Source organism: Aeromonas sp. S5(2024), from assembly GCF_041403025.1.
Lineage (GTDB): Bacteria > Pseudomonadota > Gammaproteobacteria > Enterobacterales > Aeromonadaceae > Aeromonas > Aeromonas hydrophila.
Map to the genome: position 1 here is coordinate 830,450 of NZ_JBGLRI010000001.1, position 23,454 is coordinate 853,903.

At 58.8% G+C, this 23,454-nt stretch carries 17 protein-coding genes; 14 read left to right on the plus strand and 3 right to left on the minus strand.

Translation table 11 applies throughout. From position 1 onward, the window contains the following. Positions 1-61 precede the first annotated feature (61 nt). Positions 62-496, plus strand: a complete 435-nt coding sequence (locus ACB032_RS03795; RefSeq protein ID WP_371137374.1) for a protease — start codon at positions 62-64, stop codon at positions 494-496. Between the two features lie 19 nt (positions 497-515). Here the strand turns inward: ACB032_RS03795 and ACB032_RS03800 are convergent, their stop codons facing one another. Further along, on the minus strand, positions 516-1,511 hold the full coding sequence (locus ACB032_RS03800) for a questin oxidase family protein (RefSeq protein ID WP_371137375.1): 996 nt from the start codon (positions 1,509-1,511) through the stop codon (positions 516-518). A 66-nt stretch (positions 1,512-1,577) separates the two neighbouring features. Here ACB032_RS03800 and soxR point away from each other — a divergent pair, with 66 nt between their 5' ends. From soxR to ACB032_RS03830, 6 genes are all read left to right on the plus strand, one after another. After that, on the plus strand, positions 1,578-2,045 hold the full coding sequence (gene soxR, locus ACB032_RS03805; RefSeq protein WP_323996495.1) for a redox-sensitive transcriptional activator SoxR: 468 nt from the start codon (positions 1,578-1,580) through the stop codon (positions 2,043-2,045). A gap of 68 nt (positions 2,046-2,113) precedes the next feature. After that, positions 2,114-2,692, plus strand: coding sequence for an O-methyltransferase (locus ACB032_RS03810; RefSeq protein ID WP_371137376.1), 579 nt, complete (start codon positions 2,114-2,116; stop codon positions 2,690-2,692). A 9-nt stretch (positions 2,693-2,701) separates the two neighbouring features. Next, entirely contained in the window at positions 2,702-3,112 is a 411-nt protein-coding gene (locus tag ACB032_RS03815) for a nuclear transport factor 2 family protein (RefSeq protein ID WP_016351173.1), read from the plus strand. A gap of 267 nt (positions 3,113-3,379) precedes the next feature. Further along, positions 3,380-4,153, plus strand: coding sequence for an amino acid ABC transporter substrate-binding protein (locus ACB032_RS03820; protein ID WP_011706519.1), 774 nt, complete (start codon positions 3,380-3,382; stop codon positions 4,151-4,153). Between the two features lie 57 nt (positions 4,154-4,210). After that, positions 4,211-4,867, plus strand: coding sequence for an amino acid ABC transporter permease (locus ACB032_RS03825; protein ID WP_187590512.1), 657 nt, complete (start codon positions 4,211-4,213; stop codon positions 4,865-4,867). Beyond that, positions 4,864-5,625: an amino acid ABC transporter ATP-binding protein gene (locus ACB032_RS03830; protein ID WP_371137377.1), complete on the plus strand. Its 762-nt coding sequence runs from the start codon at positions 4,864-4,866 to the stop codon at positions 5,623-5,625. Before ACB032_RS03825 ends, ACB032_RS03830 begins: the two co-directional genes overlap by 4 nt. An 86-nt stretch (positions 5,626-5,711) precedes the next feature. Here ACB032_RS03830 and ACB032_RS03835 read toward each other — a convergent pair whose 3' ends face one another. Together ACB032_RS03835 and gltB are read right to left on the minus strand one after the other, a co-directional pair. Further along, on the minus strand, positions 5,712-7,127 hold the full coding sequence (locus tag ACB032_RS03835; protein ID WP_024945788.1) for an FAD-dependent oxidoreductase: 1,416 nt from the start codon (positions 7,125-7,127) through the stop codon (positions 5,712-5,714). 12 nt (positions 7,128-7,139) lie between these two features. Then, positions 7,140-11,597, minus strand: coding sequence for a glutamate synthase large subunit (gltB, locus tag ACB032_RS03840; protein WP_371137378.1), 4,458 nt, complete (start codon positions 11,595-11,597; stop codon positions 7,140-7,142). Positions 11,598-12,210: 613 nt separating this feature from the next. Between gltB and ACB032_RS03845 the strand changes: the two genes are divergently transcribed. The 7 genes from ACB032_RS03845 to ACB032_RS03875 all read left to right on the plus strand — a co-directional run. Beyond that, complete coding sequence (locus ACB032_RS03845) at positions 12,211-13,146, plus strand: TIGR01212 family radical SAM protein (RefSeq protein WP_371137379.1); 936 nt, start codon at positions 12,211-12,213, stop codon at positions 13,144-13,146. A gap of 403 nt (positions 13,147-13,549) precedes the next feature. Next, complete coding sequence (locus tag ACB032_RS03850) at positions 13,550-15,694, plus strand: type I secretion system permease/ATPase (protein WP_017410900.1); 2,145 nt, start codon at positions 13,550-13,552, stop codon at positions 15,692-15,694. Next, positions 15,687-17,105, plus strand: a complete 1,419-nt coding sequence (locus ACB032_RS03855; protein WP_011706512.1) for an HlyD family type I secretion periplasmic adaptor subunit — start codon at positions 15,687-15,689, stop codon at positions 17,103-17,105. Before ACB032_RS03850 ends, ACB032_RS03855 begins: the two co-directional genes overlap by 8 nt. A 35-nt stretch (positions 17,106-17,140) precedes the next feature. Continuing rightward, on the plus strand, positions 17,141-18,469 hold the full coding sequence (locus ACB032_RS03860; RefSeq protein ID WP_324016798.1) for a TolC family outer membrane protein: 1,329 nt from the start codon (positions 17,141-17,143) through the stop codon (positions 18,467-18,469). 158 nt (positions 18,470-18,627) lie between these two features. Then, a complete protein-coding gene (locus ACB032_RS03865) occupies positions 18,628-19,350 on the plus strand; it encodes a transglutaminase-like cysteine peptidase (protein ID WP_024945793.1) in 723 nt (240 codons plus the stop codon). A gap of 3 nt (positions 19,351-19,353) precedes the next feature. After that, positions 19,354-21,279, plus strand: a complete 1,926-nt coding sequence (locus ACB032_RS03870; protein WP_371137380.1) for an EAL domain-containing protein — start codon at positions 19,354-19,356, stop codon at positions 21,277-21,279. A gap of 172 nt (positions 21,280-21,451) precedes the next feature. Further along, positions 21,452-23,454: retention module-containing protein (locus ACB032_RS03875; RefSeq protein ID WP_371137381.1), on the plus strand; the 2,003-nt coding region annotated here is incomplete at its 3' end.

The following is a 23,454-nucleotide window of genomic DNA, read 5'->3' on the forward strand; positions in this document are numbered from 1 at the left end:
GCCGACCGGGGGCCGCAAGGCCCCTTCTTGTCCATGTCGTTTGTCATAGGAAGGAGCGACCATGATGACACTCTTGCTCACCACCCTGGCGCTGGCCCCCCTGCAGTGCGATCTGTCGGTCAAGACACAGAGCCGGGTCAACGAGCCGCTGCCGCTGGTGATGACCCTGACCAATCGGGGGGAGGGGCCGCTCGAGGTGCTGAGCTGGTTCACGCCGTTCGAAGGCTGGTTTGCCGATGCCATCGAACTCACCCTCGATGATCGGCCGATACCCTACAAGGGCCCGCTGGCTAAGCGGGGCAACCCGGGGGCCGAGGATTTCTTCTTGCTGGGGGCCGGTCAGCAGAGCCAGGCCGACGCGGATCTGACCCTGGTCTACGATCTCTCCCACCCCGGCCGCTACCAACTGAGCTATCGCGCCCAGCCGCTGACCCTGACCCGGGGCGTGGCTCCCCGCTGCCCCGTCATTCACTTCACCCGGCTGCCCGCCTCCTAGGGCTGCCCCTGCGTACGACCTAGATGGCATCCGGCCCGGTGAGAGGCGCCAGCAGCCCTGTTGCGCGGGCGGCCACCGCCAGATAACGGTCTGTCAGCAAAGGCCTGGCGAGCCCCTCCCGCCAGCAGCAATGCACCAGCTTGATCACATGATCGTCGAGGCTCGCCACCGCCCGGGCCAGCACGTTCTGCCACGACAGCTTGCCGGTATCGGGCCAGACCGGCGTCTGCAGTGACGGCGCGCCGACCGTGACATAGGCGGCCGCCACCGCCTGCCACATCAGGGTCTGCCAGCGCGCTTGCCATGGCGCGGGCAGCTGGCTGGCGACGATGGCGGCGGCGCGACTGCCGGTTACCATGTGCAGCACGGTAAAATTGCCGGTCTGCCAGTAGAGGGCGAGGGCCGCGTCGGCCAGCTGCACCAGCAGATCCGATGATGATACCCCGCTCGGCAACCCGCTCGCCCAGGTCGGCGCGTCCGTCACCTGCCGCAGTCGTTCGGTGATCCACTCGCCTTGCCAGCATGCGCCTTCCCACTGCCGGGCCAGCGCGCTCAGCAGAGCGTCGATATCCTGCACCGGCGCCCGCTGCCCGGCCGGCACCCGCAAGGGTCTGCACTGCCAGGCGGCCAATGCGGCGGCCTGCTCTCCCTGATGGCCATTTTCCAGCGCGCAGGCAAAGCGGATCAGTGGATGGAAGGCGCCGCCGGCCGGCGAGAGACCCTGCTCCAGCAGGCTGGCAAAGGTGGGCAGCCATCCCTCGTCGGCCAGCCGTGTTGCCAACTGCTGACGCAGCCGGACAAACTGCAGCTCCTCCTCATCCCCCTGCTGTTGTTCACCCCCCGGCAGGGCATAGTTGGCCTGCCAGTGTGCGAAGAACTGCTGCAGCTGGCGGGGATTGGCGCCCATCTCGTGCAGGGCGTGCAATGCCATCGGGCAGTGATTGGTGGTGCCGCGTCCGTTGAGGGCAAAGGCTCGATTGGCATCGAGCAGATGATGAAGATGATGCATAATCATTTGACTCCTTTCATAAGGGGAGACAGGATTGTGCAAGTTAAAGCTAACTTGAGGTCAAGCGTGGCGATGGAACGCAAATGGCTGGCCATCGGCCAGATAGCCAAACGCTCGGGCGTCAAGGCCAGCGCCCTGCGCTTCTACGAGCAGAAGGGGCTGATTGGCAGCGTGCGCAGCGAAGGGGGCCAGCGGCTCTATCCGCAGGATGTGCTGCGCCGCATCGCCTTCATCCGGGTGGCGCAGAGCATGGGGTTGAGTCTGGGCGAGATAGGGGAGGCCCTGGCCGGCCTGCCCGAGGGGCGCACCCCGGATCGCCGCGACTGGGACGGCATTGCCGGCCAGTGGCAGAGCCTGCTCGATCGGCGTATCACGGCTCTGCAGCAGCTCAAGGAGAAGCTCGGCGCCTGCATTGGTTGCGGTTGCCTCTCGCTGGAGCACTGCGCACTTTACAATCCGGATGATCAGGCCGCCGGGCAGGGCGAGGGTCCCCGCTACCTGCTGGGGGATACGCCACCGAGCGGGCCGGCAGCAAAATGATGAACATGAGGGGCGGTCCAGCCATGCCATGCACCGGGCCGACTCGTTTACACCGTCAAGGAGGAGACATGGCACTGGAACAACTGAAACGGGAGTTGGAGCTGTTTGGCGAGCAGAATGACGGCGCGCAACAGTCCCGTGGCAGCAAGATGCTCAACATTACCCGCGATACCGGCGAGCTGCTGGCGGTGCTGGTACAGACGAGGGGGGCCGATGCGGTGCTGGAGATCGGCACCTCCAACGGTTACTCCACCCTCTGGCTGGCCGAGGCAGTAAAACGGCTGGGGGGCCGGGTCACCACCATCGAGCTGGACGAAGGCAAACGGGCCATGGCGGCCGCCAACTTTGAGCGGGCCGGGCTCGACCCCTGGATTGAGCAGTTGGCAGGGGAAGCCGGTACGCTGTTGCCCACCCTGCCGACGGCCGCTTACCCGCTCATTTTCCTCGACTCCGATCGCCAGCACTACCAGGCCTGGTGGCCCGAGCTCCAGCGCCTGCTGGCCCCCCGCGGTCTGCTGGTGGTGGACAATGCCATCTCCCATCGGGAGGAGCTGGCCGAGTGGATGGCAGAGGTGGAGCAGGATCCGGCCTTCGCGACCTCGCTGGTGCCGGTGGGCAAGGGGGAGTGGTTGGTGGTGCGGTTGTAGGGGACAGGCATGGAAAACAAGACCATGGAACCAAAAGCAGTGGTGGAGGCCTACTGGCAGGCCATGCAGAGCAACGATTTCGTCAAGGCCTCCAGGTGGCTGAGCGATGACTTCCTCTGTGACTGGCCCCAGTCGGGGGAGCGGATCGAGGGGCGGGCCAACTTCGTCGAGATCAATCGGCGCTACCCGGCGGCCGGGCCCTGGAATTTCGACGTCGTCCGCCTGCTGGAGCAGGGCCGGGAGGTGGTGACCGAAGTGGTGATCACCGACGGTGAAGTCGAGGCGCGTGCCATCACCTTCCACACAGTGCGTGGCAATACCATCTGCCATCAGACCGAATTCTGGCCCGATCTCTACGAGGCGCCGCACTGGCGTCGTCACTGGGTCACCAGTATCCCGCGGGAGTCGCAACCCGCCTGATATGGTTTCCGCTGGCGGAGCGCCGCCAGCGGGGCTATTTCTCGGCCAGCCCGGCTATTATATTTTCGTTATCCATTATTTCGCTAAATATCCCCGTATTTCATGGTTGGGTCATGCCATGAGCCACGTTATGTTTCATCCATACCGCCAGCAAGCATTATGAAAGTTCTCTCAGCCGATAACTAATTTAAACATGATAACCGGCTGGTTTTATTTTGTGGTGGTTGGCAAGCGTTCTGGATGTTCATAAATATAACGAGGTGAATAATGAAAAAACGGCACTCCCTGTTTTTGATGGCGGCACTTCCGCTGGCACTGATGACCTCGGTACAGGCACAGTCAAGCCTGGCCGAGATCCAGCGGGCCGGGGTGATCAAGATCGGTACCGAAGGGGCCTATCCTCCCTTCACCTATCACGACAAGAGCGGCAAGCTGGTGGGCTTTGACGTGGAGATCGGCGAGCTGATTGCAAGCGGTCTCGGCGTGAAGCCACAGTTCGTCGAGGGCAAGTGGGACGGGCTCATCGCCGGGGTGGACGCCAAGCGCTACGACCTGGTGCTCAACGAAGTGGCCATCACCCCTGAGCGGCTGAAAAAGTATGACTTTTCAGACCCCTACATCACCTCCAAGGCGGTGATCGTGGTGCACAGCGACAACCACAGCATCAAGAGTTTTGCCGATCTGAAGGGCAAGAAATCCTCCCAGTCGCTGACCAGCAACTTCGCCCAGCTGGCGAAAGCATCGGGCGCCGAGGTGGTGGCCACCGAGGGATTCAACCAGTCCCTCGAACTGGTGCTGACTGGGCGGGTGGATGCCACCCTCAACGACAGCCTCTCCTTCCTCGACTTCAAGAAACAGAAGCCGGACGCCAAGTTGAAGGTGGCGGCCACCGAGGCCAAGGGGGATCAATCGGGGGCCCTGCTCGCCAAGGGACAACCCGAGTTGCTGGCCGCCATCAATCAGGCGCTGCGCAATGCCAAGCAGGATGGCGCATATCAGAAAATATCGCAGAAATATTTCGGCACCGACGTCTCGCAATAATATCGCGGCAACATAATAACAACTGAGGATATTAACGTGCCGGCCTGGTTGCAGTTAATGATCGACTCTTTTTGGCCCCTGCTCAGCGCGGGGCTTATTTTTACCGTGCCGCTGACCCTGATTACCTTCGTGCTGGGAATCGTGCTCGGCTTGTCAGTGGCGCTGGCCAGATTATATGGTCCGGCCCCGCTGGTGATGCTGGTCCGTTTCTATGTCTGGCTTATTCGGGGCACCCCGCTGCTGGTGCAGCTGTTTCTGATCTTTTACGGTCTGCCGAGCGCCGGTATCGTGCTGGATGCCTTCACCGCCGCCGTCATCGGTTTCACCCTCAACATCGGTGCCTACAGCTCGGAGATCATCCGTGCCACCCTGGCGGCGATCCCGAAAGGGCAGTGGGAGGCGGCCTATTCCATTGGCATGAACTGGCCCCAGGTGATGTGGCGGGTGATCCTGCCGCAGGCGGCGCGCATCGCGGTGCCGCCGCTCTCCAACACCTTCATCTCCCTGGTCAAGGACACCTCGCTGGCGGCGGCGGTGACCGTGCCCGAGCTGTTTCAGGCGGCTCAGCGACTCGCCTCCGTCACCTATGAGCCGCTCATCCTCTATGTCGAGACGGCCCTCATCTACCTGTTGTTCAGCTCGGTACTCTCCACCCTGCAAGATAAGCTGGAGCAGCGACTGGCATATAAAGAGACCCGGGAGGTCGTTCTATGATCCGCTTGAGTGGCATCGAGAAACAGTTTGCGGGGCAGCGAGTGTTGAAAGGGGTAGGGCTGGCGATGGCCGCGGGCAGCGTCACCGCCCTGATCGGCCCCTCCGGCAGCGGCAAGAGTACCTTGCTGCGCTGCGTGAACCTGCTGGAGCGACCCGATGCGGGCCAGCTGGTGCTGGGGGGCAGCGAGCTCGACTTTACCCGGCATCTGTCACGGCAGCGCGTGCTGGCCCTGCGCCAGCAGACCGGCATGGTGTTCCAGAACTTCCAGCTGTTCCCGCACATGACGGTGCTGGAGAACGTGATGGAGGGGTTGGTGACCGTGTTGAAGTGGCCCAGGGAGAGGGCAGTGGCGCGCGGCCTGCAACTGCTCGATAAGGTGGGGCTCAGGCACAAGGCCGAGGCGGTGCCTGCCACCCTCTCCGGCGGTCAGCAGCAGCGGGTGGCCATTGCCCGGGCACTGGCGCCGGCCCCCAAGGTGCTGCTCTGTGACGAGCCCACCTCGGCGCTGGATCCCGAGCTTGCCCAGGAGGTGGTGGCCGTGCTGCGCCAGCTGGCCAGTGAGGGCACCACCATGCTGATCGTCACCCATGACTTGCGCCTTGCAGCCCAGATCGCCCAGCAGGTGATCTTCCTGGAGGCGGGAGAGGTGGTGGAGGAGGGCAGTGCGCGCCAGATGTTCACCACCCCCAAGCGGGCGCGTACCTTCGAATATATCTCCACCCTCACCGAACGGCTGCCGGAGAGCTGGAGTATCTAGCCGGTTCTGGCGGATTGAGAGCGAGATAAAAAAACAGCCCCGCACGAGCGGGGCTGTTTGCATGACAGCTTGGTTACGACGGCAGATCACACGGCCAGGTAGTCCATGATCCCTTCGGCCGCCTTGCGGCCCTCATAGATGGCGGTCACCACCAGATCGGAGCCACGCACCGCGTCGCCACCGGCAAACACCTTGGGATTGCTGGTCTGGAAGGCATGTTCGGCCTGCTCCGAGGCCTTGATGCGATCCCGGCCGTCGAGCTCGATGCCGTGTTCTGCCATCCAGGGCTGGGGGTTGGGCTGGAAGCCGAACGCCATCACCACCGCATCGGCAGCCAGCACCTGCTCGGAGCCGGCGATCACCACCGGATTGCGGCGGCCATTGGCATCGGGGGCGCCGAGCTCGGTGCTCACCACCTTGATGCCGCAGGTGCGGCCCTGGGCGTCCAGCTCGACGCCGACTGGCTGCAGGTTGAACATGAATTCAACCCCCTCTTCGCGGGCATTCTTCACCTCCCGCTTGGAGCCCGGCATGTTCTCCTCGTCGCGGCGATAGGCGCAGATCACCTTGTCGGCCCCCTGACGGATGGCGGTACGCACGCAGTCCATGGCGGTATCGCCACCGCCGAGCACCACTACCTGCTTGCCGGCAAAGTCGATGTAGTCGGCTTGCGCCTTCTCAAAGCCCAGCAGCCGGTTGGCGTTGGCGATGAGGTAGGGCAGGGCGTCGTAGACTCCCGGTGCCTCCTCGTTGGCAAAGCCGCCCTTCATGTACTTGTAGGTGCCGACCCCGAGGAAGACCGCATCGAACTCGCCGAGCAGGTCGGCGAAGGTGACATCGCGACCCACCTCGGTCTCGAGACGAAACTCCACGCCCATCCCCTCGAAGATCTCGCGGCGACGCTGCATCACCTCTTTTTCCAGCTTGAAGGAGGGAATGCCGAAGGTGAGCAGACCGCCGATCTCCGGATACTTGTCGAACACCACCGGGGTGACGCCGCCCCGTGCCAGCACGTCGGCGCAGGCTAGGCCGGCCGGGCCGGCGCCGATGACGGCGACCCGCTTGCCGGTCCTGACCACCTTGGAGAGATCGGGCTTCCAGCCCATCTCGAACGCCTTGTCGGTGATGTATTTTTCGATGTTGCCGATGGTGACGGCGCCGAAGCGATCGTTGAGGGTGCAGGCACCCTCACACAGTCTGTCTTGCGGACAGACCCGACCACACACCTCCGGCAGGCTGTTGGTCTGGTGGGATAGTTCTACCGCCTCCAGAATGCGCCCCTCGTTGGCCAGCTTCAGCCAGTTGGGGATGTAGTTGTGCACCGGGCACTTCCACTCGCAGTAAGGGTTGCCGCAGTCGAGGCAGCGATCCGCCTGCATGCCGACCTGGGCCTGGTTGAAGGACTCGTAGATCTCCACGAACTGGATCTTGCGGATCTTGAGCGGCTTCTTGGGCGGGTCGACCCGCTGCACGTCGATAAACTGAAATACGTTCTGGCTCATAGGGTTCCCTCCTTATTGCGCCTGGATTCTGAGTTCTGCACTGGAACGGCTGGTGTGGCCAAGCAGCGATTTGACGTCGCTGGACTTGGGTTTGATCAGCCTGAACTTGGGCACATAGGAGTCGAAGTTGGCCAGGATCTCCTCGGCGCGCGAGCTGCCGGTTTCGTTGAGGTGCGCCGTGATGATGCCGCGCAGGTGTTCCTGATGGATGGCCAGATCCGCCACGTCCAGCAGTTCTACCAGCTCGGGGTTGGTGCGCTTGGCGAAGTTGCCGCACTCGTCGAGCACGTAGGCGAAGCCGCCGGTCATGCCTGCCGCGAAGTTGACGCCGGTGGTGCCGAGCACGGTGACGATGCCGCCGGTCATGTATTCACAACCGTTGTCACCGATCCCCTCGACTACTGCCAGCGCCCCTGAGTTGCGCACCGCGAAGCGCTCGCCGGCGGTACCCGCAGCGTAAAGTTTGCCGCCAGTGGCGCCGTAGAGGCAGGTGTTGCCGATGATGGCCGCCTCGTGGGATTTGAATGCCACGCCGACGTGGGGCTTGATCACCAGCTTGCCGCCGGTCATCCCCTTACCCACGTAGTCGTTGGCATCCCCCGTGAGGATCATCTCAAGGCCACCCGCGTTCCAGACGCCGAAGCTCTGGCCGGCGGTGCCGTTGAAGTGGACCCGGACCGGGTCTGCTGCCATCCCCTGGTTGCCGTGCCGCTTGACGATTTCGCCGGACAGACGCGCCCCCACCGAGCGGTCGGTGTTGCGGATGTCGTAGCGAAACTCGCCGCCGCTCATGTTTTCCACCGCCTCCAGCAGATCTTCCACCATCTTGAGGTTCAAAGGCCCCTTGTCGAAGGTGGGGTTGTGCTGCTGGCTGAACAGGCTGGAGCCTGCCGGTGCCACCGGGCTGGCCAGAATACCGGAGAGATCCAGCTTGGCCTGACGGGCGGTGAGGCCGGGCAGCGCTTCCAGCAGGTCGGTGCGACCGATGAGGTCGGTCAGCTGGGTGACGCCAAGTTGGGCCATCAGTTCGCGGGTCTCCTCGGCGATGAACTTGAAGTAGTTCATCACCATCTCCGGCAGGCCGGTGAAGTGCTCGCGACGCAGCTTCTCATCCTGGGTGGCGACGCCGGTGGCGCAGTTGTTCAGGTGGCAGATCCGCAGGTATTTGCAGCCCAGCGCCACCATGGGGCCGGTACCGAAGCCAAAGCTCTCGGCGCCGAGAATGGCTGCCTTGATGATGTCCAGACCTGTCTTGAGGCCGCCATCCACCTGCAGCCGCACCTTGTGGCGCAGGCCGTTGGCGACCAGCGCCTGCTGGGTCTCGGCCAGGCCCAGCTCCCAGGGGGAGCCGGCGTATTTGACCGAGGTGAGCGGGCTCGCGCCGGTGCCGCCGTCGTAGCCGGAGACGGTGATGAAGTCCGCATAGGCCTTGGCCACGCCGCAGGCGATGGTGCCAACGCCGGGCTCGGACACCAGTTTCACCGACACCAGGCAGCTTGGGTTGATCTGCTTGATGTCGAAGATGAGCTGGGCCAGATCCTCGATGGAGTAGATGTCGTGGTGGGGCGGCGGCGAGATCAGGGTCACGCCGGGCACGGAGTAGCGCAGCTTGGCGATCTGGGCCGTCACCTTGTCACCGGGCAACTGGCCCCCTTCGCCGGGCTTGGCGCCCTGGGCCACCTTGATCTGCACCACGTCGGCGTTCATCAGGTAGTGGGGGGTGACGCCAAAGCGCCCCGAGGCCACCTGCTTGATGCGCGAATTCTTCTCGGTGCCGAAGCGCTTGGGATCCTCGCCGCCTTCACCCGAGTTGCTCTGGCCGCCGAGCCGGTTCATGGCCACCGCCAGCGCCTCGTGGGCTTCCGGGCCCAGCGCACCGATGGACATGGCGGCGGAGTCGAAGCGGGGGAACAGCTTGGCTGCTGGCTCCACCTGCTCCAGTGCCACCGGGTTGTCGACCTTCTTCAGGGTGAGCAGATCGCGCAGGGTGGCGACCGGCCGTTCGTTCACCAGGCGGGCGTACTCCTTGTAATCGGCATAGTTGCCGGAGCGCACCGCCACTTGCAGGGTCTGCACCACGTCCGGGTTGTAGGTGTGGTACTCGCCGCCGTGGACGAATTTGAGCAGGCCGCCCTGAGTGAGGGCCTTGCGGGCCAGCCAGGCCTGACGGGCCAGATTGAACTGATCCTGCTGGATGTCGGCAAAATCGGCGCCCTGGATGCGGCTCGATACGCCGCGAAAACACATCTCGACCACGGCTTTGGAGAGGCCCACCGCTTCGAACAGCTGGGAGCAGCGGTAGCTGGCCACCGTGCTGATGCCCATCTTGGACATCACCTTGTAGAGCCCCTTGTTGATGCCGTTGCGGTAGTTGAGCATGGCCTGGCGCAGGCTCATCTTGAGCACGCCCTCTTCTACCTGCTTGGCGAGCGTCTCGTAGGCGAGGTAGGGGTAGATGGCGGTGGCGCCAAAGCCCAGCAACACCGAGAAGTGGTGCGGGTCGCGCACGCTGGCGGTCTCCACCAGGATGTTGGCGTCGCAACGCAGGTTGTTGTCCACCAGGGTACGCTGCACCGCTCCCACCGCCATGGCGGCCGGGATGGGCAGGGTGTTGGCACTGACGTCCCGATCCGAGAGGATCAGCAGCACGGTACCGGCTTTGGCGGCAGCCTTGGCCTCTTCACAGATGCGCAGGGTGGCCGCTTCCAGGCCCTCTTCGGGCTTGAAGTTGAGGCTGATCACCTGATGGCGATAGTGCTCCCCTTCCAGTGCCAGCAGCTGGTGGAAGTCGGAGTAGAGCAGGATCGGCGACTGGAACAGCACCCGGTGGGCGTGGCCGAAGGTCTCGTTGAACACGTTCTGCTCGCGGCCGATACAGGTGGCCAGCGACATCACGTGGTTTTCCCGCAGCGGATCGATGGGCGGGTTGGTGACCTGGGCGAACATCTGGCGGAAGTAGTCGTACAGGGTGCGCTGGCTGGAGGAGAGCACCGCCATCGGGGTGTCATCCCCCATGGAACCCACCGCTTCCTGGCCGTTTTCACCCAGTACCCGGATGATCTGATCCAGCTCCTCATAGGAGTAGCCGAACAGCTTCTGATAGGTTTTCAGCTGATCGTCGGAGAATTCGCGGGCGCCGGTACTGGCGTCATCCATCTGCTCGAACGGCACCAGCCGCTTGCAGTGCTTGTCCATCCACTGCTTGTAGGTGTGACGGCTCTTGAGATCGTCGTCGATCTCGAAGCTGGTCCAGATCTTGCCGTTGCTGGTATCCACCACGAACAGCTCGCCCGGGCCGACTCGGCCCTTCTCCAGCACTTCGTCCGGGGTGTAGTCCCAGGTACCGACCTCGGACGCGAGGGTGATGAACTTGTCCTTGGTGATGACGTAACGGGCCGGACGCAGGCCGTTTCTGTCGAGCGCACAGGTGGCGTAGCGACCGTCGGTCATGACGATGCCGGCTGGGCCATCCCAGGGTTCCATGTGCATGGAGTTGAAGTCGTAGAAGGCGCGCAGGTCGTCATCCATGTTCGGGTGTTTCTGCCACGCAGGCGGGATCAACAGGCGCATGGCACGGAACAGGTCCATGCCACCGGCCAGGAACAGATCCAGCATGTTGTCGAGGCTGGAGGAGTCCGACCCCGTGGTGTTGACGAAGGGGGCGGCCTCTTGCAGATCGGGGATCAGCGGGGTGGCGAACTTGTAGCTGCGTGCCTTGGCCCACTGGCGGTTGCCGGCGATGGTGTTGATCTCGCCGTTGTGGGCAAGGTAGCGGAACGGCTGCGCCAGCGGCCAGCGCGGGCTGGTGTTGGTGGAGAAACGCTGGTGGAACACGCAGATGGCCGCCTGCATGCGGATGTCGGCCAAATCCAGATAAAAACGCGGCAAGTCCACCGGCATGCACAACCCTTTGTAGACTGTGACCAGGTTGGAGAGGCTGACCACGTAGAAGTAGTCGTCGCTGATGCGTTTCTCGATGCGGCGGCGCACGATATAGAGACGGCGCTCGAGATCCTTGTCGACCCAGCCGGGGGGGGCGTTGACAAAGACCTGTTCGATGCTGGGCAGGGAGGACTTGGCGATGGGGCCGAGTACATTGGTATCGATAGGCACCTTGCGCCAACCGACCAGGCTCAGGGTCTCCTTTTCCAGCTCTTCGTCGATGATGTCGCGAGTGGCTTGCGCCAAGACGGGATCGGGGTTGAGAAACAGCATGCCGACCGCGTAGTTGCGGCCCAGGTGCCATCCCTTCTCTTCGGCGACAGCTCTGAAGAAGCTGTCGGGTTTTTGCAGCAATAGACCGCAGCCGTCGCCGGTCTTGCCGTCGGCGGAGATACCGCCGCGGTGCTGCATGCGAGCCAATGCTGACATCGCGAGACGGACAAGCTTGTGGCTGGCTTCACCTTCCATGTGGGCCAACAGGCCGAAGCCACAGTTATCCCTCTCCAGCTTTGGATCATATAGTGACATTGCATTTCTCCCTTGCTCGGCCTTGCATCGCACTGTCATCAACAGACTGCATAAATTGCGATTGGCTCTTGTGGTTCCGTCCGCCTGAGGTGGCGAATCTCCAAACTAATGGGATTTTTCGGCAAGGTCAATTGGACATCCCGGCTGTTTTCATTATCACAAACTCATAACAAAATGTCGGAGTGCGGGTCTATATGGGGTATTAACTGGCCATTGCTCTGGTTATTTTTGATTTTGTGGAATTTTGTATTGCTATATTGGACTTTGCTGGTTGACTCAATGGGGGCAGGGATTTGTAGTAATTTTACCAATCCACTCGACAAGTGAATGGCCGAGATCACAATAACGAAGCAGATGACTTGCATTTGCAAAACCACCGTCTATGAGAAAATTTTCATTATTCAACAAACTGTTAGAAGATGGTTTTGTGGTGGTGTTGAGCCTTCGTCAAATTGGGGATGAGTCTCGAAAGCGTCGATAACTACCCATTTGCTGATATTTATCCGGTTATTGGTGAATATTTATATGTTTTCCCGACTCTATCCTCTCTTGATCCAGCGCAGCGCAGCGCGCGGCCAAGCTCGTACAATGACGCCCCTTTACTGGAGGTGTCATGCAGTTACACGAACTCGTCAATACATTCGGCCAGGATCTCAAGCAGCGCCATGGCCAGAAGATCCACAAGCTCTCCATTCACGGTGCCTTCACCTGCCCGAACCGGGACGGCACGCTGGGCCGTGGCGGCTGCACTTTCTGCAATGTTTCCTCCTTTGCCGACGAGTCGGCCCAGCAGCTTTCGGTGGTACAGCAACTGCTGGCTCGCCGGGATGAAGTGACCCGGGCCAAACGTTATCTCGCCTACTTTCAGGCTTATACCAGCACCTATGCCGAGGTGGAGTACCTACAGCGGATGTATGAAGAGGCGCTGTCGGTGAGCGACATGGTGGGCTTGTGCGTGGGGACGCGTCCAGATTGTGTACCGGATGCGGTACTGGACCTGCTGGCCGGTTATCAGGCCCGGGGTTACGAAGTGTGGCTGGAGCTGGGGCTGCAGAGCGCCAACGACAAGACGCTGCAACGCATCAACCGGGGCCATGGCTATGCCGCCTATGTTGACGCGGTGGCCAGGGCCCATCAACGGGACATCAAGGTGTGCGCCCACCTGATTGTCGGTCTGCCTGGTGAAGTCGCCATGGACAGCCTGAATACGCTGCAGCGCATCGTGGAGACGGGCGTGGAGGGGATAAAACTGCACCCGCTGCATGTGGTAGAGGGAAGTACCCTTGGCAAGGCGTGGCAGGTGGGTCGACTGGAGGTGCCGAGCCTGGCGCAGTATGTGGAAGCGGCGGTCGCCATGATCCAGCACACGCCGCCCGAGGTGGTGTACCACCGCATCTCGGCGTCGGCACGCCGTCCGACTCTGTTGGCGCCGGCCTGGTGCGAGAATCGCTGGACAGCCATGGCTGACATTGCTAGTGAACTGGCCCGCTCCGGCGCCCAGGGTCATGCGCTGGGGTGCCCTTTTTCGCTTTCTGGCAATATCGACTAGGTAATCAGATTTCATCAAAAAAACAGTGAGTTATTAGATGAAATTCAGTCTTTGCGGTATAGTTTCGGTAAAATTGTCTTGATATAGTACTTGGCTTGAAAAAGATATCATTATCAATAAGCTTGTATTATTTCCAATTTGGACGGGATATATCGGAGGTGGCGCCATCTTGTGTCGCGATCCGCAACCAAACTGCCCGTCTCGCCTTTGGGTGTAATGCCTATCAGGTCTGCCAATGACATTCAGTGTCATGTACCTGTGCTTAATGTGTATCAGGCTGTTGATCCCTTCTCGGGGAGCTCTGTTCTTTATGTCACGGGATCGTCTGCGCCAAACTGCGCCCGTGAAGCTTGAATATCGGTGTGGCGATAGAGCCGGCCCAATCATGCAGTGACAGGATGCTATGCAAGCAGAAACTAACCGTATTGACGAGTTGTTGGAGTGCCTGGTCTTTCTGACCCGCTTTTATGGGGTGCCCAACAGCAAGGATGCCCTGACGACCGGTTTGCCACTGGTGTCCGGTCTGCTGACACCCAACCTGTTTGGCCGTGCCGCCGAGCGGGGCGGACTGTCGGCCCGGGAAGTGATCCAGCCGCTTGCCGAAATCTCTCCCTTGTTGCTGCCTTGCGTGCTGCAGATGCGCAATGGTGGCGCCTGCATTCTGCTGGAGTGGAATGAAGACAGAAGCCAGGGCAAGGTCATCTTTCCTCAGGCGGGAGATGCGGCCCAGTGGCTCAATGCAGCCCAGCTGGGTGATGAGTATCTGGGAAGACTATTTTTTGTCAAAAAGCAGTTCAAATTTGATGAGCGCTCCCCCAAGGTGCTGGAGACCCGTGACGGGCACTGGTTCTGGAGCACTCTGTTTGAATCCCGTGGCATCTATCGGGACGTACTGATCGCGTCCATCCTCATCAACCTGTTTGCCATCGCCAGCCCGCTGTTCACCATGAACGTCTATGACAAGATAGTGCCCAATCTGGCATTTGATTCCCTTTGGGTGCTTGCCGTCGGGGCGATGGTGGTGTTCACCTTCGATTTCGTGATGCGCCAGCTGCGCAGCTACTTCATCGACATCGCAGGTAAAAAATCGGATGTGCTGTTGTCGGCCAAGATCTTCGCCAAGGTGATGGGCATGCGGATGGAGTCGCGGCCGGCCTCGACCGGTGCGTTTGCCAAACATCTGCAGGAGTTTGAATCGGTACGGGAGTTTTTTACCTCCGCCACCGTCTCTACCCTCATCGACTTGCCGTTCGCGGTCTTCTTCCTGTTCATCATCTGGATTTTCGCCGGGGTCATGGTCGTAGTGCCGATCGTCGCCATGCTGATCCTCATCATTTACAGCTTCTATATTCAGGCGCCGCTCAAGCAGTCCATCGAAGAGGGATCGCGGCTTGCTTCCCAGAAGAACGCCAACCTGATCGAGAGCATTTCAGGCCTTGAGACCGTCAAGATTTTCGGGGCCGAGAGCATGTTCCAGCATCGCTGGGAGCAGGCTGTCTCCCATATCTCGACCTGGGGCGTGCAGACCCGCCGCATCACCAACTCCATGTCTTCGCTGGCCAGTTACATCCAGCAGGTGGTGACGGTGGCGCTGGTGATTGTCGGTGTTTATCAGATTTCGGAAGGGTTGGTCACCATGGGGGGCATGATTGCCGCCGTCATGCTGTCAAGTCGCGCCATTGCGCCCATGGTGCAGTTGTCGGTGCTCTCCACCCGCTACAACCAGGCCAAGTCTGCACTGGAAATCCTGGAAAAAATCATGGTGACGCCGGGTGAGCAGGAAGAGGGAAAACAGTATATCCACCATCCCGTGATCTCCGGTCGGATCGAGTTTGACAATGTCTCGTTCAAATACCCGGGGATGGAAACCAGTACCCTGCACAACATCAATTTGCGGATCGAGCCGGGCGAGAAGGTGGCCATCATAGGCAGGATCGGGGCGGGTAAAACCACGCTCGAGAAGATCTTGATGGGCTTGTATCGGCCCACCGATGGCTCGGTACGACTGGATGGGTTCGAGCTGGATCAGCTGCCGGCCTCGGTTATTCGGCGCAACATAGGTTGTGTCCCGCAGGACGTGACTCTGTTTTTTGGCTCGGTACGCGACAACATCATGCTGGGCAATCCGCTAGTGGACGATGTGCGGGTCATGCGGGCCGCCAAACGGGCCGGTGTCACCAATTTTACCAATCGGGATCCCAACGGTCTGGATCGGCAGATCGGCGAAGGAGGCCGTCAGCTCTCGGGTGGTCAGCGTCAGGCCATTCTGCTGGCGCGAGCCTTGCTCAACGACCCCCCCATTCTGGTGATGGACGAACCCACGTCCAACATGGATAACCAGTCCGAGATGCAGGTCAAGCATGAGTTGGCTCGATTGGGGCCGGAAACGACCCTGATCCTGATCACTCACAAAACCTCCATGCTCGATGTTGCTTCACGGGTCATCGTGGTTGAGCAGGGGCAGGTGGTGGCTGATGGGCCCAAAGAGGCTGTGCTGCAACAACTGAAAGAGGGCAAGGTGCGTGTGCAGGAGGCGTCCAATGGCTAAATTTGGCCTGTTCAAGAAGGCGCCATCCGATACCGTACTGCCGGCGCCGGAGCACCTTGAATTCGTCGATGACGGTGCGGCTGCGGTACTGCTGAGTACCCCGACTCGAGCCAGGGCATTGCTGTGGGCCTGCTTCCTGTTTTTCATGAGCGCCATTGTCTGGGCCGCCTGGGCCGAGCTCGATGAGGTCACCGTTGGACAGGGTAAGGTCATCCCTTCCCGTCAATTGCAGGTGATCCAGAATCTGGAGGGGGGGATCGTCAAGGAGATCTTCGTCAAAGAGGGTGACATCGTTGAAAAAGGGCAGCCGCTCTTGCGTATCGATGATACTCGCTTCCGCTCCGATTTTCGTGAACGGGAGCAGGAGCTGGTGACCCTCAAGGGGGATATTGCCAGGCTGCGCTCCGAAATCCAGAGCGTGGTGGTCAAGACCGGTCCCAATCTGGGGTGGCGTGAGCAGGTCGTGGTCGACAAGCAACCCATCGATTTCCCGGATGGTTTCGAAAACGTCTTTGCCGAATATGCGGCTCGAGAAAAATCAGTTCAGGATGAGCGTCTCAACAACTTGAACAACCAGCTCTATATTCTGGGGCAACAGATTGAGCAGAAAGAGCAGGAGACCATAGAGCTCAACGCCAAGATCAGGACGGTGGCGCGTAGCGTGGATCTGGCGCGGCAGGAGCTCAATATCAGCCGCCCCTTGGCCAAGGAGGGGATAGTACCTCAGGTCGAACTGATCAAGCTGGAACGGCAGGTCAACGAGATGCAGGGGGAATTGGAGAGCAACCGGCTGCTTATTCCCAAGCTCGATTCCGTGTTGCGGGAGACCATCTCCAAGCGCAACGACATTGCCTTGAAATTCCGGGCCGATTCACAGACCGAGCTCAATGAACGGCAAGGCAAATTGAGCCAGCTGTCCGAAGGCCAGGTTGGGCTGCGGGATCGGGTGGATCGCACCAGCGTCATTGCGCCGCTCAAGGGCACCATCAAGAAGCTCAAGATCAACACGCTGGGTGGTGTGGTGCAACCCGGCATGGATCTGATGGAAATTGTTCCACTGGAAGACACTCTGCTGGTCGAGGCCAAAGTGTCGCCCAAAGATATCGCGTTCTTGCGGCCAGGGCTGGAGGCCGTGGTCAAGATTACTGCCTATGACTTCACAATTTATGGAGGATTACATGGCAAGGTTGAACAGATAAGTGCCGACTCGATCCAGGATGAAGATGGCAACTCCTTTTACCTGGTACGAGTACGCACCGAGAAAAGTTACTTGGGCGATGAGCTTAACGCACTTCCCATCATCCCCGGTATGTTAGCCAGTGCAGATATTATTACTGGTAAAAAAAGTGTCCTAGACTATTTGCTTAAGCCGATTTTACGGGCAAAGCAGTCGGCACTGAGAGAACGATAAGCCAACAATCTAAAAACAACATGACTGGAGATACCATGAAGAAGACGATTGTTGCCATGTTAGTAAGTGGCGCCGTGCTGTTCCCGGGCCTTACCCAGGCCCAAACACTGGAACAGTCAGTGGCACAGTCACTGGCTACCCATCCCAAAATCAAGGAAGCTTTTGATCTCTATCAGGCGCGACTGTATCAGCATGATGGAGCCAAAGGTGGTTACTATCCCACCATCGATCTGCGTGGCGGTGTCGGCTATGAGAAGACTGACAGCCCGTCAACTCGTGCTGCTGCGGCAAACTCGACCACCATCGATGACTCCATGACCCGTAAAGAGGCCGGCATCAGCCTGCGCCAGATGCTGTTTGATGGTTTCAACGTCAGCAGCAACGTGGCTCGTACCGATGCCGAAGCCAATGCCCAGCGTCTGGCCATGATCTCCGAGGCGGAGAATACTGCCCTGCGCGTGGCTGAGGTTTACCTCAACATGCTGCGTCAGCAGGAGATCCTGGAGCTGTCCAAACAGAACCTGGAAACTCACGAGCAGATCCGCAGCGACATCAGCAAGCGGACCGATTCAGGCTTGGGATCCACGGCAGACCAGACTCAGATTGATGGTCGTGTCGCCAGAGCCTATGCCAATCAGGCGGCTGCCGAAAACAACTACCGGGATGCCGAGAGCGAATTCATCCGGGTAGTCAACGAGATGCCAAAAGATTTGGTACAGCCGGTGCCGGATGCTCAGCTCATTCCGAGCAGCCTGGATGCCGCCTTGAAGACGGCGACCGAAGTGCATCCTACCTTGCTGTCATCCTTGCAGGATATCGAAGCCGCCAAGTATCAGCATGAAGGCTCCAAGTCCGGTTTTTATCCCAACGTCACGTTTGAAGTGGATCAGAACTGGAACGAGGACATTGATGCAGTCAAGGGACGCAATGACGATCTGACCGCCATGGTACGCATGCGTTACAACCTGTTCCGTGGTGGCTCCGATCTGGCGCAGAGCAAGGCGACGTCCGCTCTCTATTCCCAGGCGAAAGATATTCATATGAATGCTTTCCGTCAGGTTGAAGAGGGAACCCGCCTCGCTTGGAACGCCAAAGAGTCTTTGACCAAACAGAAGACCTTCCTGAAAGAGCACGTGGATGCCAGCTATGACACCGTACAGGCGTACAAGAAGCAGTTCGGATTGGGCCAGCGTACCTTGCTGGACGTACTGAACACCGAGAACGAACTGTTTGAAGCCCGTCGCAGCTACATCACGGCCGAGTACGACTCCTTGTTGGCGGATTATCGGATCCTCAATGCCACTGGTAGTCTGCTCAATGCGTTTAATGTGAAGCAGCCCGCCGATTGGCAAGCTAAACAGTAATGGAGTGCGCATCAGGTTTGATGCGAGTGAAAGGGATGGCTGCAGCCGGGCTGCCGCCATCCCTTGTCTCTGACGGCCACTTCTGGCCAGCGTAGTAACAGCCAATGGATCTTTTGAAGATGCATGTGACTGAGCAGTATCGGGCAGGCAGTGTCGGCATGGCGTCAAGCTTCGGTTTGGCTCCGTTTTTGCGCGCGCGCTGGTTGCGCTGGTCTCTCTGGCTGCTGTTGGTTTCTCTACCTTTGCTGCTTTCTGCCAGCCAGCCTCTTACCCCCGAAGATCTCAAACTGGTACAGCGGGCACAGGAAACGTACGGTGTCAGAGCCGGCAAACGGGTTACGACTTGGCGCACGTTGGTCATGCAGAATCGTGCCGCCGGTCTGACAGACCGTCAGAAACTGGAGAAGGTAAACCAGTTTTTCAACCAGATGCGTTTTATCGACGACATCAAGTTGTGGCGTAAAAAAGACTATTGGGCGACCCCGTTGGAATTTTTAGGCGCGGCGGGTGGTGATTGTGAAGACTTCAGCATTTCAAAGTACTTTACCCTGCTGGAATTGGGGGTGCCGGATGAAAAAATGCGGATGGTCTATGTCAAGGCATTGGATTACAACCAGTTTCATATGGTGGTTGCTTACTATGACACGCCATCCTCAGTCCCCGTGATTTTGGATAACTTGATTGGGTCGATCCGGCCGGCCAGCCAGCGCCGGGATCTGATGCCGATATACAGCTTTAACGGTAGTCACTTGTGGTTGATGAAGGCGCGTGGTCAAGGGGAACTGGCTGGACAGTCCTCACGCCTGGGATTATGGAATGATTTACGCAATCGCATGACTTCGGGGCGATTGGCTCAGCCTGTGTTGAATTTGGATGATTAACCTATGACGCTCTACAGACAATTACTGGCCACCATGTTGATCCTGTTCGGGTTGTTGTTTGCAGCCACCTATTGGGTGCAATTCAACTCGACTCGTACCTATCTGGCGCAGCAGCAGGAAACCACAGTCATCAACACCGCCACATCCTTGGGATTGGCGTTGACACCTTATCTGGAAAATGGTGACAAGGTGGGGGCTGAATCCGTCATCCAGGCGATATTTGATGGGGGATATTATCGCTTGGTTCGTCTGGACTTGTTGGCTTCCAAGGATGTCATTGAGCAGGAAAATACCAACAATATTCAGGGGGTGCCGCAGTGGTTCATTAATTTGGGCCTGTTTCCGGAAGTATCTAACGAATCGATTCTGACCTCTGGCTGGCTGCAACTGGGCAAATTGAAGGTTGTTGGTCACCCCGGGCAAGCCTACTACGAGCTGTGGCGTGGCATGAGCGAACTGGCGAGCTGGTTTCTGATAGGTTTTCTCATCACCACCATTTTGTTGATGCGTGCGCTCAACTATTTGCTCAAGCCGCTCAAGCAGATCTGCGAGCAGGCGGTGGAGATCGAGCTGCACCACTTTGGCCATGCCATTCCTGAACCCAAGACCCATGAATTGAAACAGGTGGTACAAGCCATCAATACACTTTCCAGCAAGCTGGCCATGCAGTTCAAGGAACAGGCTGATGAGGCTGAAAAATTGCGGGAGCGGGTTTATGTGGACGCCGTATCCGGCCTGGGCAACCGGGCTTATTTCGTGGGTCAGGTAAACGCATGGATTGCCGAGGCGGGACAAGGCGGCGTCATGCTGGTTGCTGTCGATATGCTGGATGACCTGTACCGTGAGGAGGGGTTTGCTGCTCGTGACAACATGGTCAAGTCGATAGCACAGGCTCTGAAGGAGCAGCTGAAAGGCTGGGATGGGTCGGCACTGGCGCGGATTTCGGCCACGGAATATGCCTTGCTGTGTCCTACCGATGATCTGGCCCAGCTGAAAGATTTGGCGGAAGTGATCAATAGTCGCATTGCCGACCTGGTTGTGAACCCCATGGGTGAGGGTGGTGCACTCTCCGTTATCGGTATTGCAGGGCGCGATGGCAATGATGATTTGTCAGCGTTGCTGACCAAGGCCGACAACGCCTTGGGCAAAGCGCGTAATGAACGTCGTGGCGCAGTAGTCATGGAGGGCGGTGTTGATCAAGGGCTGATGGGTCGTCTGGCTTGGCGCGATCTGGTACAAGACGCCATCGCTCGGCACTTGTGGCGCTTCAAGGCGCAACCTGCCTGCCGATTTGATAACGGCGTTCGTTTGCATGCGGAATTGTTTGCCTCTATTTCTCGCGATGGCACTGATTATTTTGCCGGTCAATTCTTGCCTGCCATCGAACAGTTCAAATTGGGCGGCGAATTCGATCAGGCGATACTTGAAGCTTCTATTCCATTGCTCCAGCAACAGGCAGATCTGGTCTTGGCGGTCAATATTACCGCTGGCTCGCTGTGTTCCGATGAGTTCAGGGCGTGGTTGACCGGCTATCTGACGGCTCATACCGAGCTGCAAGAACGGCTGCTGTTTGAAATCCCGGAAGCCGCCATCATGAAGCATAAAGATCATGTCACCGCCTTGGTTAAGGCCTTGCAGGAACATGGATTCCAGTGGGGCGTGGATCATTATGGACGTCACTTCCAGTCACTGGGATATCTGGAAGAGCTGGCTCCAGCCTATGTCAAGGTTGATCATGGCTATACCAGTCAGGTGATGGAGCCGGGGGCGGATACCTCTTTCTTGGCAGCAGTGTGCCGCGCCGCTCACAATGCAGGCGTCACAACCATTGCGACTCGGGTGGAAGATCAACATCAGGTTGAGCTGCTTGCTAAATTGCATATCGATGGTTATCAGGGTTTTGTGCATCCCGCATTCCCACTGGCTTGAACGTTATCAAATCAATAGGGGCCCATAAGGGCCCTTTTTTTATTCTAAAGATGAATAAGAATAGGTATTTTTAGGGCACCTCTCTGTTTGAGATTCGCTTGAGGCTCCACCAAGTGATTGATTTGACATTATAAAAAAGACCCTTCGATTTAATACATTGCCCCACCCCAAGATGGAACAAATCCAATACATTTTTGCAACGGATGCGAAGCGTACAGACATCTATGGTGTAGACATCGAGATCTGTCACGTTGGAGCAAAGGATATGCGCACTCAAATCATCGACAAAACGGTGGTGGTCTCTTCCATTGAAGGCAGTGTTCAAATCGTGCTGGCTGATGGAAGCAGCCGCCCATTGCAAAAAGGCGAGATCCTCCAGCCGGGAGCCAAGCTTAATATTGCAGATGACGCCAAACTGGTATTGGCTCCCTATGACGATTCCCCTGCCGCTGCTACTCCAGATGCTCCCGCTCATGACGCACCGGCCCCTGGTCAACCTCAAGCCCCTGATGCGGGTACTGCGGCTTCTCCTGATATCGCTGCATTGCAAAAATCAATTCTGCAAGGGGTAGACCCGACACAAAACTTTGAAGCTTCTGCTGCCGGTGGGGCACCTGCCGCCGGTGGTGGTGGCGGGATCGGTGGTGTAGCCGGTGCCAGTGGCAATGGTGGCTTTGTCACCATTGACCGCATTGGTGATGCAACCATTGCTGCTGCAGGCTTTGACACCACATATCAGACAGAGCCGGTTGTAGATACACAACAAGTAGTAGAGCCCTTGCTGGTCAATGAACTGACGGATCAGGGTGAGCAGCTGGTTGTTGCGGAAGACGGTGTATTGAATGGCAATTTGCTGGACAACACGGTCAATACCGATGGGCCGTCAGCTGCGTCGGTTCTGCTCTTCAGCTGGGGAGGCAACGCCAATGTGGCTGTCGGAACCAGTGTGACAATCGACGGGATCGGTACGCTTGTCGTCAATGGCGATGGCAGCTTCACATTCACCCCGGCTCCCAACTACGACGGTGCTGTTCCCCCTGTCGTATACACGGTTACCGATGGCACCGATACGGTCCAATCCACCTTGGAACTCACTATCACGCCAGTCAATGATCTTGCTGATCAGGGCGAGAACGTCGTGGTGACGGAGGATGCGGTGGTATCGGGCAATTTGCTTGACAACACCGTCGATAATGATGGGCCTCAGGCTGCTACTGTCACCGGATTTAGCTGGGGTGGGCTTGCCAACACGACTCTGGGTACACCCGTCACCCTGGCAGGAGTTGGTACCCTGCTGGTCAATGCAGATGGTAGTTATCAGTTTACGCCCGCCACCAATTATGACGGCCCAGTCCCAGCGGTGAGTTATACCGTCACAGATGGTACAGATTCAGTACAGTCCATATTGACTATCACGATCACTCCTGTTGATGAGCCGGTTGAGCTTGCAGGTCTGCAGCTGGAGGGCGGAGAACTGACATTAAATGAAGCCTCATTGGCAGGAGGGAGTAATCCGAATGCAGCCGCTGTGACTCAGAGCGGTATTTTTACCTTCAGTGCAGCCGATGGTGTGCAGAGTCTGACGCTGGGAGGCGTCGCCTTGGTCACCAATGGGCAAGCTGTTACAGCCTTCCCGCAAACCATTACCAGCCCACTTGGTAATCAATTAATCGTTACCGGCATTAATTACAATCCCGTGACCGGTGTGGGTAACGTGAACTACAGCTACACCTTGGGAGGAAGTGAAACCCACACCCAACCTCCCAATGACAACTCGCTTAGCGAGAGTTTCAGCGTCGTACTGGTTGATACCGATGGTGACAATACCAGCGGCAGCCTAGATGTGGTCATTCTGGATGATGTTCCCAGCGTCACCCTTACGACCAATTCTGAAGGATTGGGCTCTGTGTCCGTAGATGAAAGCCTGGTCAGCCTGGGTGGCGTTGGCACTGACGGAGTGGCCAGTGCCACCCTGAGCGCCGCCAATGTACAGGCCCAGTTCAACCCGGCCTTCGGGGCTGACGGGGCGGGCAGCATTGGCTACAGCCTGGCGCTGACCGACAGCAACGTGGCGAGCGGCCTGTATGCGGTCGATCCGGCCGCGGCCAACGGCCAAGGTGCCGCCATCGTGCTCAATCAGGTGGGCAACGTCATCACCGGCAGCGCCGGTGGGGT

What these genes read in the sequence shown, in the direction of transcription:
- ACB032_RS03850 (WP_017410900.1), top strand. Translation starts at nt 13,550, where the DNA reads ATGCAAGCAGAAACTAACCGTATTGACGAGTTGTTGGAGTGCCTGGTC.
- ACB032_RS03855 (WP_011706512.1), top strand. Translation starts at nt 15,687, where the DNA reads ATGGCTAAATTTGGCCTGTTCAAGAAGGCGCCATCCGATACCGTACTG.
- ACB032_RS03845 (WP_371137379.1), top strand. Translation starts at nt 12,211, where the DNA reads ATGCAGTTACACGAACTCGTCAATACATTCGGCCAGGATCTCAAGCAG.
- ACB032_RS03860 (WP_324016798.1), top strand. Translation starts at nt 17,141, where the DNA reads ATGAAGAAGACGATTGTTGCCATGTTAGTAAGTGGCGCCGTGCTGTTC.
- soxR (WP_323996495.1), top strand. Translation starts at nt 1,578, where the DNA reads ATGGAACGCAAATGGCTGGCCATCGGCCAGATAGCCAAACGCTCGGGC.
- ACB032_RS03835 (WP_024945788.1), bottom strand. Translation starts at nt 7,127, where the DNA reads ATGAGCCAGAACGTATTTCAGTTTATCGACGTGCAGCGGGTCGACCCG.
- ACB032_RS03810 (WP_371137376.1), top strand. Translation starts at nt 2,114, where the DNA reads ATGGCACTGGAACAACTGAAACGGGAGTTGGAGCTGTTTGGCGAGCAG.
- ACB032_RS03865 (WP_024945793.1), top strand. Translation starts at nt 18,628, where the DNA reads ATGGCGTCAAGCTTCGGTTTGGCTCCGTTTTTGCGCGCGCGCTGGTTG.
- gltB (WP_371137378.1), bottom strand. Translation starts at nt 11,597, where the DNA reads ATGTCACTATATGATCCAAAGCTGGAGAGGGATAACTGTGGCTTCGGC.
- ACB032_RS03870 (WP_371137380.1), top strand. Translation starts at nt 19,354, where the DNA reads ATGACGCTCTACAGACAATTACTGGCCACCATGTTGATCCTGTTCGGG.
- ACB032_RS03800 (WP_371137375.1), bottom strand. Translation starts at nt 1,511, where the DNA reads ATGATTATGCATCATCTTCATCATCTGCTCGATGCCAATCGAGCCTTT.
- ACB032_RS03795 (WP_371137374.1), top strand. Translation starts at nt 62, where the DNA reads ATGATGACACTCTTGCTCACCACCCTGGCGCTGGCCCCCCTGCAGTGC.
- ACB032_RS03825 (WP_187590512.1), top strand. Translation starts at nt 4,211, where the DNA reads ATGATCGACTCTTTTTGGCCCCTGCTCAGCGCGGGGCTTATTTTTACC.
- ACB032_RS03830 (WP_371137377.1), top strand. Translation starts at nt 4,864, where the DNA reads ATGATCCGCTTGAGTGGCATCGAGAAACAGTTTGCGGGGCAGCGAGTG.
- ACB032_RS03820 (WP_011706519.1), top strand. Translation starts at nt 3,380, where the DNA reads ATGAAAAAACGGCACTCCCTGTTTTTGATGGCGGCACTTCCGCTGGCA.
- ACB032_RS03815 (WP_016351173.1), top strand. Translation starts at nt 2,702, where the DNA reads ATGGAAAACAAGACCATGGAACCAAAAGCAGTGGTGGAGGCCTACTGG.